We start from the raw sequence: 14,459 nt of genomic DNA on the forward strand, positions 1-14,459 counted from the left end.
TTTCGACTGCGCCGGAAGTGGGGCGAATTATAGACGTCTGGAATCTGCCGTCAACCCTTGATTTTGCTTTTCTATCAATTACTTAGAATTGATTAAAAAACCACCAATACAGGGCCACCAGCATCTTCTATATAGAGGAAGGGATTCAGATAACACCTGCCGCCTTCAGAGCAGCCACATTCACGCCCGCCAACCCCAATACATCTTGAAGCACCTGAGCCGTATGCTCTCCCAGCAGAGGAGGCGCATTGCGGTACTCCACGGGCGTCTTGGACAAGCGTATCGGACTGGCGACCTGAGGCACCATCCCCGCCAATGCGTGAGGCAATGCCATCGCCAACCCACGCGCCTTGACCTGGGGGTCGGCAAATACCTGAGCCAAATCATTAATCGGCCCGCACGGCACACCCACACGCTCCAACTGCGACACCCACTCGGCCGTCGTCTTGAACACCGTTGCCTGACGAATCAGCGGAATCAGCTCCGCCCGATTTGCCACCCGCACCTTGTTAGTAGAGAAGCGCGGATCATCCGCCCACTGTGGCTGACCAGCCACTTCGGCAAACTTACGAAATTGCCCGTCATTGCCTACCGTCAGGATGAAATCACCATCGGCGGTGGGAAAGTCCTGATAAGGCACGATATTCGGATGTGCATTGCCCAGCCGCTTTGGCGATGCCCCTGTCGTCAGATAATTCATCGCCTGGTTTGCCAGGCATGCCACCTGCACATCCAGTAGCGCCATATCGATGTGTTGCCCACCACCATCGTGATCCCGATGAGCCAGTGCCGCCAGAATCGCCACCGTCGAGTACAGCCCCGTAAGAATGTCAGTCAGCGCCACACCCACCTTAACCGGCCCAGCCCCATCATCACCTTCGGGACGGCCGGTCAGGCTCATGAGCCCGCCCAACCCCTGAATCATGAAGTCATAGCCCGCTCGCGTCGCATAGGGCCCGGTCTGACCAAAACCCGTGATCGAGCAGTAAATTAACTCGGGGTTGATCTCTTTGAGCGACTCATAATCCAACCCATACGCAGCAAGCCCGCCCACCTTGAAGTTTTCAATGAGGATGTCCGACTTGGCCGCGAGCTCACGCACCAGCGCCTGCCCCTCCGGCCGCGTAAAGTCGATGGTCACCGACTGCTTATTGCGATTGGCAGACAGATAGTACGCAGCCTCACTGGTGTTCTCGCCATAAGCATCCTTAAGGAAGGGTGGCCCCCAGGCGCGCGTATCGTCGCCGCTGCCCGGCCGCTCAACCTTGATCACTTCAGCACCAAGGTCCGCAAGGATCTGCCCGGACCAGGGGCCCGCCAGTACTCGCGATAAGTCCAGTACCCGCAGATGCGAAAGCGCGCCCATGCCGTGCTCCTATTAATAGAACGCCTGAAGACCGGTTTGCGCACGCCCCAGAATCAAGGCATGCACGTCATGAGTACCTTCATAGGTGTTGACCACCTCGAGGTTGACCAGGTGACGCGCCACCCCGAACTCATCGGAAATGCCATTGCCGCCGAGCATGTCGCGCGCCATACGCGCGATATCCAGGGATTTACCGCAGGAGTTGCGTTTCATGATCGAAGTGATCTCAACCGCCGCCGTGCCTTCATCCTTCATACGCCCCAGGCGCAGGCAGCCCTGCAGGGCCAGGGTGATCTCGGTCTGCATATCAGCCAGCTTTTTCTGGATCAACTGGGTCGCCGCCAGGGGACGTCCGAATTGCTGACGATCAAGGGTGTATTGGCGAGCGGTATGCCAGCAGAATTCGGCGGCACCCAATGCGCCCCAGGAGATGCCGTAGCGTGCAGAATTAAGGCAGGTGAAAGGCCCCTTCAAACCACGCACGTCCGGGAAGATGTTCTCTTCCGGGACAAACACGTTATCCATCACGATTTCACCGGTGATGGAAGCACGCAGCCCGACCTTGCCGTGAATCGCCGGTGCGCTCAACCCCTTCCAGCCTTTCTCCAGGACAAAGCCACGGATATCGCCGGCATCGTCCTTGCCCCACACCACAAACACATCCGCGATCGGGCTATTGGTGATCCACATCTTTGCGCCCGTGAGGCTGTAACCACCCTCCACTTTGCGGGCACGGGTAATCATCGCGCCTGGGTCGGAACCATGGTTAGGCTCTGTCAGACCAAAGCAGCCGATCCATTCGCCAGAAGCCAGCTTCGGCAGGTACTTCTGTTTCTGTGCTTCAGTACCGAATTCGTTGATTGGCACCATGACCAGGGACGATTGAACACTCATCATCGAGCGATAGCCGGAGTCGACACGCTCCACTTCGCGGGCAATCAACCCGTAACTGACGTAATTCAAGCCGCTGCCGCCGTACTGCTCAGGAATCATCGCACCGAGCAAACCGGTCTCGCCCATCTCGCGAAAAATAGCGGGGTCGGTCTTTTCATGGCGGAAGGCTTCAAGCACACGCGGGGCCAGCTTGTCCTGGGCGAACTGCTCAGCACTGTAGCGCACCATGCGCTCTTCTTCGGTGAGCTGTTGATCCAGCAGTAGCGGATCAATCCAGTTGAAGCTTGCCTTGCCAGCCATGAATAAGTCCTCGCGGAAAGAAACGGAAGTCGTGCAACCAGCCTAGGCCCGACCGACGTGTAGGGCAAACGAGGTTTCCGCATAGGGTTGTGCTAATTTCTCACTTCGAAATAGCCGAGAAGCGCGCATATGCGCTTTACATGTGAGGACACGGTATATGCGCAGAAAAATTCCCAGTACCACCGCGCTGGTCAGTTTTGAAGCGGCGGCCCGCCACGAGAGCTTTACCAAGGCCGCACACGAGCTTTCGATCACTCAAGGCGCCATCTGTCGACAGATCGCCAGCCTTGAGGAGTTTTTGAGTGTCGAGCTGTTTCGGCGCTCACGGCGCGGGGTAAAACTGACGGAAGCCGGGCTTTCGTACAGCCGCCGCGTTGCCACGCAACTGGACGCAGTGGAACGCGACACGCTTTCCGTCATGGGTCAGCAAGGCGCCAACACCATCGAACTGGCCGTGGTCCCGACATTTGGCACTCAATGGCTGATCCCTCGCCTCAAGGATTTCCAACGCAAGCACCCTGAAGTCACAGTAAACCTGACGAACCGAACACGGCCCTTCCTGTTTGCCGACACCGAATTCGACGCCGCTATCTACTTCGGCGATGCCGACTGGTCGGGTACGGAATCGCACCGCCTGATGGGAGAAAACCCTGTCCCCGTGTGCAGCCCAAGACTGCTGGCTAACACCACACAATTCAGCCCCCAGGAAATCGCAGAGCTGCCCCTCTTGCAGCAGACGACGAGACCCTACGCCTGGCGCCAATGGTTCAACGCACAGCAACTGAACATACCCCGCGACATGACAGGACCGCGTTACGAGCTATTCTCGATGTTGTCTCAGGCCGCCATGCATGACATGGGAATCGCGCTGATCCCGCCGTTCCTCATCCAACGCGAACTGGAGGAAGGTCAACTGGTGATTGCAAGCCCCGAGGCGTTGAGCAGCTCAAAGGCTTATTACTTGATGATTCCTGACAGAAAGGTCGAATCAGCCTCATTGCATGCATTCAGGGACTGGCTAATCGACCAGTCACAGCGCTACAACCATAGTATTTAAAGGCCCGCACTGACTTATTGACTCTGTAGTCAGCAAATCTACAGCCCTACAGATATACAAATATGTCGCATTTAAACAGACTGTATCTGTCGAGCAAAAATAAGGCTAGAAGCCATGATCCATATGGCTTGCAGCGACTAATACAAGCCAATAACCGACTATTCACACCAACGATGTCAAAAGGTTAAAAAAACGCCTGCAGCTCTTTAAATCCCTGTATTTGAAGAGGTTATTTCAGGGCGTTGCGACAATCAGTCACAGGGTGACTTGTAGTTAATTTTTCGTCACCCGTCATAATCCCTTGAAGGCCGTAAAGTTCGCCTGCAAAATGCCGCGCCCCGCTGTCATTTCAGCGGGATCGTGCTGATCGGCCGCCCCAGTTGCGCCACTCGCGGTGCACTGGCCTTTTTACAAAAAGATCAAAAGCAAAAAGATCATGCAGGAGATTTGACGTGCACATTGGTGTTCCTCTCGAAACCCAGACCGGTGAAACGCGGGTGGCTGCCACCCCGGAAACCATCAAGAAGCTGATCGGCCAGGGCCATAAGGTCACTGTACAAAGCGGAGCCGGCATTAAAGCCAGTGTCGTCGACAGTGCCTATGAAACGGCAGGCGCAACCATTGGCAGTGCCAACGATGCGTTCGGCGCCGAGCTGATCCTCAAGGTGGTTGCCCCTAGCGACAGCGAACTGGCGCTGATCAAAAGCGGCACCGTGTTGGTGGGCATGCTCAATCCGTTCAGCAACGAAACCATTGCCAAGCTCGCAGAGCGTGGCATCACGGCCTTCGCACTTGAAGCAGCACCACGCACCTCGCGGGCCCAAAGCCTCGACGTGCTGTCCTCCCAGGCCAACATCGCCGGCTATAAAGCCGTGTTGCTGGCGGCTCATCACTATCCGCGCTTTATGCCGATGCTGATGACAGCCGCAGGCACTGTGAAGGCTGCACGCGTACTCATTCTCGGCGCCGGCGTGGCAGGCCTGCAGGCCATCGCCACGGCGAAACGCCTGGGTGCGGTGATCGAAGCGTCTGACGTGCGCCCGGCCGTTAAAGAGCAGATCGAATCCCTCGGCGCCAAGTTTGTCGACGTGCCTTACGAGACCGATGAAGAACGCGAGTGCGCCGTCGGCGTCGGTGGTTATGCCCGTCCCATGCCGACCAGCTGGATGCAGCGCCAGGCCCTGGCCGTGCACGAACGCGCAAAGCAAGCAGACATTGTCATCACCACCGCTCTGATCCCAGGCCGCAAGGCACCGACCTTGCTCAGTGCTGAAACCGTCGCACAGATGAAGCCCGGCTCAGTGGTGATCGACCTTGCCGCCGCCCAAGGTGGCAACTGCCCGCTGACAGTTGCCGACCAGGTGGTCGTCGAGAACGGCGTGATCATCTGCGGCCCGACCAACCTGGCCGGCGCTGTCGCCGCCGACGCCTCGGCCCTGTACGCGCGCAACCTGCTGGACTTCCTGAAGCTGGTCTTCACCAAGGAAGGGCAGTTCGAAATCAACCTTGAAGACGACATCGTCGCCGCGTGCCTGATGTGCCGCGACGGCCAAGTCATCCGCAAAAACGCCTAAGCAGGGATTCAGACGATGGAAGAGCTTATCTCCCCCGGTATCTACAATCTGATCATCTTTGTGCTGGCCATTTATGTCGGCTACCACGTGGTCTGGAACGTTACCCCCGCGCTGCACACGCCCTTGATGGCGGTAACCAACGCGATTTCCGCGATCGTGATCGTCGGCGCCATGCTGGCCGCAGCCCTCACCGTCACGCCACTGGGCAAGACCATGGGCACCCTGGCCGTGGCACTTGCAGCGGTCAACGTGTTCGGTGGTTTCCTAGTAACCCGCAGGATGCTTGAGATGTTCAAGAAGAAAGCCCCGAAAGCAAAAGAAGAGGCGCCTAAGTAATGAGCATGAATCTCGTCACGACGCTCTACTTGATCGCGTCGATCTGCTTCATCCAGGCGCTCAAGGGCCTGTCGCACCCAACCACTTCGCGGCGCGGCAACCTGTTCGGCATGCTCGGCATGGCGCTGGCCGTCCTTACCACCGTCGGCCTCATCTATAAGTTGGGGGCCGAGCTGGCAACGGCTGGCATTGGCTATGTGATTGTCGGCCTGCTGGTCGGCGGTACCGCTGGCTCCATCATGGCCAAGCGCGTAGAAATGACCAAGATGCCGGAGTTGGTAGCGTTCATGCACAGCATGATCGGCCTGGCCGCGGTGTTCATTGCGATCGCCGCCGTGGTCGAGCCGCAATCCCTGGGCATCGTCAAACACCTGGGTGACTCGATCCCTGCCGGCAACCGCCTGGAGCTGTTCCTCGGCGCAGCCATCGGCGCCATCACCTTCTCCGGTTCGGTGATTGCGTTCGGTAAACTGTCGGGCAAGTACAAGTTCCGCCTGTTCCAGGGCGCGCCGGTACAGTTCGGCGGCCAGCACAAGCTGAACCTAGTGCTTGGTCTAGCAACACTGGGCCTGGGCCTTGCGTTCATGTTCACCGGCAACCTCACCGCCTTCGCGCTGATGCTGGCCCTGGCCTTCGTGCTCGGCGTGCTGATCATCATCCCGATCGGCGGTGCGGACATGCCCGTGGTCGTCTCGATGCTCAACAGCTACTCCGGCTGGGCGGCGGCGGGCATCGGCTTCTCGCTGAACAACTCGATGCTGATCATTGCCGGCTCACTGGTAGGCTCCAGCGGCGCGATCCTGTCGTACATCATGTGCAAGGCGATGAACCGCTCCTTCTTTAATGTACTGCTGGGCGGTTTCGGCAATGCGCCGGATGCCGGTGCAGCGGCAGGCTCCAAAGAAGCACGCCCGGTCAAATCCGGCTCGGCTGACGACGCTACCTTCCTGCTGACGAACGCCGATACCGTGATCATCGTCCCGGGCTACGGCCTGGCGGTGGCGCGGGCACAACACGCGCTCAAGGAACTGACCGAGAAGCTGACTCACCACGGCGTCACGGTGAAATACGCGATCCACCCGGTCGCGGGCCGTATGCCTGGCCACATGAACGTCCTGCTCGCCGAGGCCGAAGTGCCTTACGACCAAGTGTTCGAGATGGAAGACATCAACTCCGAGTTCGGCCAAGCCGACGTGGTGCTGGTGCTGGGCGCGAACGACGTGGTCAACCCGGCCGCCAAGAACGACCCGAACTCACCGATAGCCGGCATGCCGATTCTCGAAGCCTTCAAGGCCAAGACGATCATCGTCAACAAGCGTTCGATGGCCAGCGGCTACGCCGGTCTGGATAACGAATTGTTCTACCTGGACAAGACCATGATGGTCTTCGGTGATGCCAAGAAGGTTATCGAAGACATGGTCAAAGCCGTCGAGTAACACTGCTTCAGCGCAATACTCGAAACCCCGGCCTGCGATAGGCTGGGGTTTTTTATCACCGCATGAAACCCGACCAAAGGCTCTAAATCGCTGCCTGGCATTCGACCATGGTAGCGGGCCGAATTTTTCTGAAATCACTAAACTGCGCACCTTGCTTCCGTAGCCTGAGATAACAATCCATGTACCGTGATCGTATCCGCTTGCCTTCGTTGTTGAACAAGGTCATGAGCGCGGCAGACGCCGCCGCACTGATCGAGGACGGCATGACCGTCGGCATGAGCGGCTTCACCCGTGCCGGTGAAGCCAAGGCCGTCCCGCACGCCCTGGCCGAACGGGCCAAGACCTCTCCGCTGAAAATCACCCTGATGACCGGCGCCAGCCTGGGCAATGACCTAGACAAGCAACTGACCGAAGCGGGCGTACTGTCCCGGCGCATGCCGTTCCAGGTCGACAGCACCTTACGCAAGGCAATCAACGCCGGCGAAGTGATGTTTATCGACCAGCACCTGTCGGAAACCGTCGAGCAACTGCGCAACAACCAGCTCAAGCTCCCGGATATCGCCGTGATTGAAGCGGTCGCGATCACTGAGCAAGGCCACATCGTACCGACAACGTCTGTAGGCAACTCGGCCAGCTTTGCGATTTTCGCCAAGCAGGTGATTGTCGAGATCAACCTGGCCCACAACCAGAACCTGGAAGGGCTGCACGACATTTATATTCCGACGTACCGGCCAACCCGTACGCCGATCCCGTTGGTGAAGGTCGATGACCGGATTGGCAGTACCGCAATCCCGATCCCGCCGGAAAAGATCGTCGCTATCGTCATCACCAACCAGGCCGACTCCGCCTCCACCGTGACGCCGCCTGACAGCGATACGCAAGGCATTGCCAATCACCTGATCAACTTCCTCAAGCAGGAAGTCGATGCAGGCCGCATGACCAACAAACTCGGTCCGTTGCAGGCCGGTATCGGCAATATCGCCAACGCCGTGATGTGTGGCTTGATCGAATCGCCGTTCGAAGACCTGACCATGTATTCGGAAGTGTTGCAGGATTCGACCTTCGACCTGATCGACGCGGGCAAACTGAGTTTCGCTTCGGGCAGCTCGATCACCTTGTCGGAACGCCGCAATGCCGACGTGTTCGGTAACCTGGAGAAGTACAAGGACAAACTGGTACTGCGCCCGCAAGAGATCTCCAACCACCCTGAAGTGGTGCGTCGCCTAGGTATCATCGGCATCAACACCGCGCTGGAGTTCGACATCTACGGCAACGTCAACTCCACCCACGTCTGCGGTACGCGGATGATGAACGGCATCGGCGGATCCGGGGATTTTGCGCGCAACGCACACCTGGCAATCTTTGTTACCAAATCCATTGCCAAGGGCGGGGCGATTTCCAGCGTGGTACCGATGGTCAGCCATGTGGACCACACCGAGCATGACGTCGATATCCTGGTCACCGAGGTTGGGCTTGCCGACCTGCGTGGCTTGGCGCCACGGGAGCGGGCCCGGGTGATCATCGATAACTGTGTTCACCCCGCCTACCGGGATGCCTTGAACAGTTACTTTAACGCTGCCTGCGCCATCGGCGGGCACACGCCGCATATCCTGCGCGAAGCACTGAGCTGGCACATCAACCTGGAAGAAACCGGGCACATGCTCAAGGCGTGATTGATACAGAGTCGTGCTGATGCAAACACAGTTTCATCAGCTCGACGCTTTCCCTGCCACTTCTTGAAAAACTGTACTGCTGTACCGGTCATTTCCTACCGAAATCTCCCACATACCTCCTCTAAAAAGCCAATTTCGCACTATTTCAGTGCGGACAGGTACAGTTGCCCCATTTCCGTACAGTACAGCGCCTATAAACAGTTAACTGGCCCCTCACAATACAGGTGAACTGTATCTAGAGAGTCTTGCGCCGGAAGAGGATCATTGGCATCAGTTAAACCACTACCTAATCCCGCCACAAGCGGAAGGATGTCATCATGGAACGTACACTCAGTTCCGATCTGTTCTTTGAAGAAAAAGCTGTAAACACCCAGGCTTCCCTGCCTCTGCGCGTTATCGCCAACCTGATGTTGTGGCAGCGCCGCATCTCCAGCCGCCACCAACTGGCTCGCCTGGATTCGCGTCTGCTGGCTGACGCAGGCATCAGCGAAGCTCAACGCTACGAAGAGCTGAGCAAGCCGTTCTGGCGCTGATTTAGCGCCCGCTGGCCCTGACCTAACGGGTCCACCGCCAGCACCCAGATTTGTCAAAGCAAAGCCCGCCCCGGGATACTGGAGGCGGGCTTTGTTGTTTCCGAGGTGAAGGTTTTCAACGGGAAAACAGTGGCTTCAATCGGCGACAAGTACAGTTTAAAAAATACAACAGTTAAGCAGTACAATTTAACCCGAGTGTATCTGTATCGGTCACGTCCCCTCGCTCAACATGGTGTTCCAAGACCTCATGAAAGGTGCACGCCATGGATACGCCACCCCTCCGTTATAAACGGTTGTTACGCCATACGGCCTCCACGCTCGCCAAGTGGCTGCGCCTGGCCTATGAACGCCGCCAACTGTCGCAGCTTGATAGCCGGGAACTGTCCGATTTGGGCATCAGCCACGGCGACCGGATGGCAGAGCTGTCCAAACCGTTCTGGCGTGACTAGGCAGTCAAGACGCTTCCCGAACGGATAAGCGGCGGCTTAATATCCAGTCACCACGTGGCGAACCACGTAGTACAGGCGTCTGATCCCCAATGGCTGCCCTGCGCCGCCTTATTCGTTCATCTACAGGAGTCATCCCATGTCCCGTCTTCGCCTGCTGAGTGCCGCTGCCCTGTTGGCCATGGCTGCCAACGCCAACGCGACCAGCTTCATCGTGACCACCGACTCCATCGTCGGCGCGTTGAAGGCCACCTCCGACGCCAGTTCCGATGCCACGTCGTCCCTGCGGGACAACAAAGTCGTGCGTGCCGCCCGCGACGACGCTGCCAGCTTTGTTGCCAGCGAAGGCGCCATCCGTGGCGTGAAACTGGAAAGCGCACTGGCACAGATCCGCCAACAAGCACCACAACTGAACAGCGCGACAGACGCACAGCTGGCGCAGGCGATCCTGACTATCTGAATGCAGGGTTGATGCCTGGGCGCTGGCTCTAGCCCGGGCATTAAGCTAGCCTTGGCGCTCGTTTTCAGTTGTCGAGTCCCATGGCTTTTTCATACCGCCTTTTACGAGTTCCCGTATTGCTTTGCACGGCTTGGTCGCCAGTGGCGTTCGCCTTCGACCTGAGCACCCAAAGCACCGTCGTCAGCGCGTATGCCACCAGCAAGGTGACTTCCGCTCCCTTCGACAGAAAAGTGATAATGGCTGCTCAGGATGACGCTGCCGCGTTTATCGCCACTGACGGCCAACGGCGAGGGGCACGGCTGGAGTCGGCGCTGGATTATCTGCGCCGCAGCCAACCAAAACTTAACGCCAGTGACCTTGAACTGGCGCAAGCAATTCTCGTCCAATAATCATCTTTGTATTCCGGAGTCATCTCATGCGTAGCCCGCTGATTGCCGCCACCCTTGGCCTGCTGTTGTTGGCCGACGTTGCCCAGGCACAGACCCTGGTGGCCACCAGTAACATCATTGTTCGCGCCTCTGGCCGCACGATTGATTTCACCTCGGACACCACCACCTCCATCCGCGACTCCAAAGTCGTGCGCGATGCCCACGACGACGCTGCCAGCTTCGTGGCTACCAACGGCGAGATCCGTGGCGCGCAGCTGGAAGCCGCCTTCGACACCCTGCGCACCCGTTTGCCGGAAGCCCGCGACGCCAGTGACCAGACCCTCGCCGAAGCTATCCTCGCACTGTGAGGCGAATTGCCGCCTGGCTCCTGGCCGGGGTTGTGCTGCTGTGTGCCAGTGCAGCCCAGGCCGACCTGCAACTGCGGCTCAAGACCGATGGCTTGAGCCCGGCTGAACAACAGGCCAGCCAGGCGTTGCTCGACGAAGCGCTGCGCGCTTTGCCGCCGCGCTTCATCGAGCAGTTGGATCGACGCATCGATGTCGGCTGGACCGACAAGATGCCCGAGAACGCCTATGGGCAAGCCTCCCTGGTGTCCGAGCTGGACCTCAACCGCAACCTGCTCGCCAGCCTGACCGACGGCAGCGCCGCCACCCAGAAAACCAATCGCCCCCACGGTACTGTGCGCCGGGAAATGCTCGCTACCGTGCTGCATGAATTGACCCACATTTATGACCGTGCACGCTTGTGGTCCAAAGCAGACCGCGCACTGATCAACCGCTGCAGCCGCCAGAACAGCATCACTGGCTTGATCGGCCTGCCTGATCAATGCCGCGGCCAGAATGACCGACGCTTTACCCTCAGCGATGACCCACGCCTGCTGGACCTTGCCGGCTGGCCGCAATACGTCGGCCGCCGCGGTGAGCGTGAACAAAACAACCATCAGGTTGCCCGCAGCCCGGACATCTACGAAACCACCAGCCCGTTGGAGTTCGTGGCGGTCAATATGGAGTATTTCCTGCTTGACCCGAGCTACGCCTGCCGCCGTCCCTCGCTGTTCCGTTACTACAAAGAACACTTTGGCTGGGCGCCGCCGAATCAAAGCGCCTGCGCCAACACCTACGCATTCCTGAACGCCGGCAACGACTTCGCCAAGACGCCACTGGGCCACGTGGACCCGGAGCGCGTCTACGAAATCGACTACCTGCTGGCCGAAGCCAACCAGAACCTGGTGAGCCGCTGGGGCCACAGCATGTTGCGCCTGGTGATCTGCGCGCCAGGTCGTCCGCGTGGGCCGGATTGTCGGCTGGATCTGGACCAGCATCTGGTGTTGTCCTACCGCGCGTTCGTCGGCGACGTACAGCTGTCGAGCTGGGACGGACTGGTCGGCAAATACCCGTCTCGCCTGTTTGTGCTACCGCTGGCGCAAGTGATCGACGAGTACACCAAGACCGAGTTGCGCGGCCTGGCCTCCGTGCCGCTGAAACTGACCCGCCAGGAAATCAACGACACCGTCGAACATGCCGCCGAGATGCACTGGAGCTACGACGGCAACTACTTCTTTATTTCCAACAACTGTGCAGTAGAGAGCCTGAAACTGTTGCGCAGCGGCAGCGCCAACCCGCAACTGACCGGCCTGGACAACATCACCCCCAACGGCTTGCTTGAGGTATTGAGTGCCCGTGGCCTGGCCGACACCAGCGTGCTGGACGACAAACGCAGGGCATTGCGCCTGGGCTATCACTTCGATTCCTTCCGCGAGCGTTATCAGGCGATGTTCGATGTGCTGCGCAAACACTTGCCGATCAAACAGACCCAAGTCGAAGACTGGCTGTCCCTCAGTGCCGAGGAGCGTCGCCAGTGGTTCGGCCAGGCTGATCTGCGCACCAGCGCCGCATTGTTGCTGCTTGAGCAGGCGAGCTTTCGCAAACAGTTGATGCTGGCCCAGGACGAAGTCAAACAACGCTACCTCGGCGCCCGTGAGCTGAAAAACGGCGGCATGGAGAAGGCCAACGCCACGCTGCAACAAATCCTCGCCAACAGTGGCTTCCTCAGCCGCCCGGCAGAACTGCTGGGCAGTGGCGGCTATGGCCTGCCGCAACCGTCGGAGGCCGAGCGCCTGGAATCGGAAAGCGCCGAGCGTCAGAAGCAGCTGCAATCCCTTACGGGCGAACTCGATAAAGAGGTGAGGGCGTTGCTGGATCCCTCCCGTTCCGCCGAGATTGCCGCTTGCGAAGCCAACCTCAAGCAGGTGGGCGAGCACTTGCGGGCATTGCATAAAGCGGCGGGCGGCCTGGAGCTCCCGTAAGAGTCTCACGCCAAACACCATTCGAATGTGGGAACTGGCTTGCCTGCGATCGCATCACCTCTGTTCAACTGAACGACCGAGGTGTCTGCATCGCAGGCAAGCCAGCTCCCACAGTTGAACTGTGTAAACCTGAAGACCGTATGTCTGGCCTTCATCACCTGTTTTTCCAGCGAAAGCTGGCTGAAAGCTTACCCGTCTAGGATCGCCCCCACTGCCGGCAACAGACCGGCTGTTAACAACAACAATGGTGATTCCCGATGTCCGCCCGTACCCGCCTGTTTGCCCCAACTCCACCCGTACGCCTCGTGCCTTTCGTTCTGCGCTGACCTCCACCCGGTCCGCCTTTCCCTAGCCGCGCTACGCCTGGAGTATTCCTATGCTGACTTTCCTTGGCTTTGCCATGGTCATCACGTTCATGTTCCTGATCATGACCAAGCGCCTGTCCGCGCTGATCGCCTTGATCATCGTGCCGATCCTGTTCGCGCTGTTCGGTGGTTTCGCACCGAAGATCGGCCCGATGATGCTCGAAGGCATCACCAAGCTCGCGCCGACCGGCGTGATGCTGATGTTTGCCATCCTCTACTTTGCCCTGATGATCGACTCTGGCCTGTTCGACCCGGCCGTGCGCAAGATCCTCAAGATGGTCAAAGGTGACCCGCTCAAAGTCTCCGTCGGCACCGCTGTGCTGGCCCTGGTCGTGTCCCTCGACGGTGACGGCGCGACCACCTACATGATCTGCGTGGCCGCCATGTTGCCGCTGTACCAGCGCATCGGCATGAGCCCGCGGATCATGGCCGGCTTGATCATTCTCGCCGGTGGCGTGATGAACATGACCCCTTGGGGCGGCCCGACTGCCCGAGCCGCCAGTGCGCTGCATGTGGACCCATCGGATATTTTCGTTCCGATGATCCCGGCCATGGCCGCCGGCGTGGTCGCGATCCTGGTGATCGCCTACTGGTACGGCAAGCGTGAGCGTGCGCGCTTGGGTGAACTGCACCTGCAAGGTGACGAGATCGACCACAGTGAAATCAGCGTGTCGCAATTCCCGGATGCCCGCCGTCCGAAGCTGATCTGGTTCAACGGCGCGCTCACCCTGGCACTGATGTGCACACTGATCGCCGGCCTGTTGCCGCTGCCGGTGCTGTTCATGGTGGCGTTCAGCATCGCGATGATCGTCAACTACCCGTGCCTGCAACAGCAGAAAGACCGCGTCGCCGCCCACGCCGGCAGCGTACTGGCGGTAGTCGGGCTGATCTTCGCCGCAGGTATCTTCACCGGCATCCTGTCCGGTACCGGCATGGTCGATGCCATGTCCAAGAGCCTGCTGGCGGTCATCCCGGAAGCCATGGGCCCGTACCTGGCCGTGATCACCGCGCTGGTGAGCATGCCGTTCACCTTCTTCATGTCCAACGACGCGTTCTACTACGGCGTGCTGCCCGTACTGGCCGAAGCTGCCAGCCACTACGGCATCACTGCCGTGGAAATGGCTCGCGCCTCCATCGTTGGCCAGCCGGTACACTTGCTCAGCCCTCTGGTCCCTTCGACTTACCTGCTGGTGGCCCTGGCCGGTATCGAATTTGGCGATCACCAGCGCTTCACCCTGAAGTGGGCAGTGCTCGTGTGCCTGTGCATAATGTTCGCCGCATTGCTGATGGGGATTTTTCCGCTGTTCAGCACTCTATAATCGTAC

The 14,459-nt window shown here is 58.9% G+C and carries 14 protein-coding genes; 12 read left to right on the forward strand and 2 right to left on the reverse strand.

Going from position 1 to position 14,459, the window contains the following annotated elements; translation table 11 throughout:
* Positions 1-145 precede the first annotated feature (145 nt).
* Both AC4PS7_RS22510 and AC4PS7_RS22515 read right to left on the reverse strand, forming a co-directional pair.
* Positions 146-1,366: a CaiB/BaiF CoA transferase family protein gene (locus AC4PS7_RS22510; protein WP_044286423.1), complete on the reverse strand. Its 1,221-nt coding sequence runs from the start codon at positions 1,364-1,366 to the stop codon at positions 146-148.
* 12 nt (positions 1,367-1,378) lie between these two features.
* On the reverse strand, positions 1,379-2,560 hold the full coding sequence (locus AC4PS7_RS22515) for an acyl-CoA dehydrogenase (RefSeq protein ID WP_431480262.1): 1,182 nt from the start codon (positions 2,558-2,560) through the stop codon (positions 1,379-1,381).
* 157 nt (positions 2,561-2,717) lie between these two features.
* Here AC4PS7_RS22515 and AC4PS7_RS22520 point away from each other — a divergent pair, with 157 nt between their 5' ends.
* The 12 genes from AC4PS7_RS22520 to AC4PS7_RS22575 all read left to right on the forward strand — a co-directional run bounded on the left by AC4PS7_RS22520 (position 2,718) and on the right by AC4PS7_RS22575 (position 14,453).
* Positions 2,718-3,617: a LysR family transcriptional regulator gene (locus tag AC4PS7_RS22520; protein ID WP_038452478.1), complete on the forward strand. Its 900-nt coding sequence runs from the start codon at positions 2,718-2,720 to the stop codon at positions 3,615-3,617.
* Positions 3,618-4,069: 452 nt separating this feature from the next.
* Positions 4,070-5,191 (forward strand): Re/Si-specific NAD(P)(+) transhydrogenase subunit alpha, encoded by a 1,122-nt coding sequence (locus AC4PS7_RS22525; RefSeq protein ID WP_010207879.1) that lies wholly within the window; start codon positions 4,070-4,072, stop codon positions 5,189-5,191.
* Positions 5,192-5,206: 15 nt separating this feature from the next.
* Positions 5,207-5,527, forward strand: coding sequence for an NAD(P) transhydrogenase subunit alpha part 2 (locus tag AC4PS7_RS22530; protein WP_003220416.1), 321 nt, complete (start codon positions 5,207-5,209; stop codon positions 5,525-5,527).
* A complete protein-coding gene (locus tag AC4PS7_RS22535; RefSeq protein WP_021491387.1) occupies positions 5,527-6,963 on the forward strand; it encodes an NAD(P)(+) transhydrogenase (Re/Si-specific) subunit beta in 1,437 nt (478 codons plus the stop codon). Before AC4PS7_RS22530 ends, AC4PS7_RS22535 begins: the two co-directional genes overlap by 1 nt.
* A 179-nt stretch (positions 6,964-7,142) precedes the next feature.
* Positions 7,143-8,636 carry a succinyl-CoA:acetate CoA-transferase ScpC gene (gene scpC, locus AC4PS7_RS22540; RefSeq protein ID WP_045791454.1) on the forward strand — a complete coding sequence of 498 codons (1,494 nt, stop codon included), beginning with the start codon at positions 7,143-7,145 and terminating at the stop codon, positions 8,634-8,636.
* 317 nt (positions 8,637-8,953) lie between these two features.
* Positions 8,954-9,169, forward strand: a complete 216-nt coding sequence (locus AC4PS7_RS22545; RefSeq protein WP_010168694.1) for a DUF1127 domain-containing protein — start codon at positions 8,954-8,956, stop codon at positions 9,167-9,169.
* Between the two features lie 263 nt (positions 9,170-9,432).
* Positions 9,433-9,618, forward strand: a complete 186-nt coding sequence (locus tag AC4PS7_RS22550) for a DUF1127 domain-containing protein (protein WP_010207870.1) — start codon at positions 9,433-9,435, stop codon at positions 9,616-9,618.
* Positions 9,619-9,754: 136 nt separating this feature from the next.
* Entirely contained in the window at positions 9,755-10,075 is a 321-nt protein-coding gene (locus AC4PS7_RS22555; RefSeq protein WP_010207868.1) for a DUF2388 domain-containing protein, read from the forward strand.
* Between the two features lie 80 nt (positions 10,076-10,155).
* Positions 10,156-10,464 (forward strand): DUF2388 domain-containing protein, encoded by a 309-nt coding sequence (locus AC4PS7_RS22560; RefSeq protein ID WP_029529044.1) that lies wholly within the window; start codon positions 10,156-10,158, stop codon positions 10,462-10,464.
* A 26-nt stretch (positions 10,465-10,490) separates the two neighbouring features.
* Complete coding sequence (locus AC4PS7_RS22565; protein WP_021491390.1) at positions 10,491-10,811, forward strand: DUF2388 domain-containing protein; 321 nt, start codon at positions 10,491-10,493, stop codon at positions 10,809-10,811.
* Complete coding sequence (locus AC4PS7_RS22570) at positions 10,808-12,769, forward strand: DUF7844 domain-containing protein (RefSeq protein ID WP_021491391.1); 1,962 nt, start codon at positions 10,808-10,810, stop codon at positions 12,767-12,769. Before AC4PS7_RS22565 ends, AC4PS7_RS22570 begins: the two co-directional genes overlap by 4 nt.
* A gap of 376 nt (positions 12,770-13,145) precedes the next feature.
* Positions 13,146-14,453 carry a CitMHS family transporter gene (locus AC4PS7_RS22575; RefSeq protein WP_010207864.1) on the forward strand — a complete coding sequence of 436 codons (1,308 nt, stop codon included), beginning with the start codon at positions 13,146-13,148 and terminating at the stop codon, positions 14,451-14,453.
* The last annotated feature ends 6 nt before the right edge of the window (positions 14,454-14,459 follow it).

It is taken from the genome of Pseudomonas sp. DW-iso3 (genome assembly GCF_058725305.1).